The sequence below is a fragment of the Streptomyces nanhaiensis genome, assembly GCF_046614825.1.
Classification (GTDB): Bacteria; Actinomycetota; Actinomycetes; order Streptomycetales; family Streptomycetaceae; genus Streptomyces; species Streptomyces radiopugnans.
Genome location: NZ_JBKJFM010000380.1, coordinates 1 through 681, shown reverse-complemented (window position 1 = coordinate 681; position 681 = coordinate 1). Strand labels below are relative to the sequence as shown.

Below are 681 nucleotides of genomic sequence, written 5' to 3'. Positions count from 1 at the left end.
GCGCCGGGGCCGCCCCGCGTCGGGCACCGGCAGCGGCACCGGCCCCAGGACCTCCGCGTCGGGCGGCAGTTCGGCCGCGGCCAGCAGTTCGGCGACGGCTTCGGGCGGGCCCGTCACGGCGGCCATCCGGGACACCGGCGGGAAGCCCAGCTCGGCCCGCTCGGCCAGCTCGCGCCGCGCGTACCCGGCCGGGTCCCAGCGCACCAGCGCCTGGACGGGCCGCAGCGCCGGTTCGGCCATGACCACCACCGTGCCGCCCTCGGTGTGGGGGCGCACCAGTGCGGCGGCGTCCAGCCAGCGGCGCAGGGCCTCCTCCCCCGCGCGCAGGTCGGGGCGGGAGAGCAGCGCCCAGCCGTCCAGCAGCAGGGCCGCCGCGTAGCCGGGCCCCTCGGCGACCGGCTCCGCTCCGGGGGTGCTGACCACCAGGGCGGGCCGGTCGGGCACCGCGTCCAGGACGTGGTCGCGGCCGGAGGTGCGGACGGGCACGGACGGGAAGGCCCGGCCCAGCTCCTCGGCGGTGCGCCGGGCCCCGAAGACCCGCCCCCGCAGGCGGGTCCCGCCGCACTCCGCACACGCCCAGCCGGGCGTGTCGCGTCCGCACCAGCCGCAGCGGGGCGGGGCGTCGCCGCCGGTGGCCTCCAGAGGGCCCGAGCAGTGGGCGCAGCGGGCGGGCTCACGACA

General features: G+C 81.2%; 1 pseudogene. It reads right to left on the bottom strand.

What is annotated here, in order from left to right:
• Window positions 1–681: pseudogene (locus tag ACLIYP_RS30695) on the bottom strand (primosome assembly protein PriA); the annotation flags it as partial.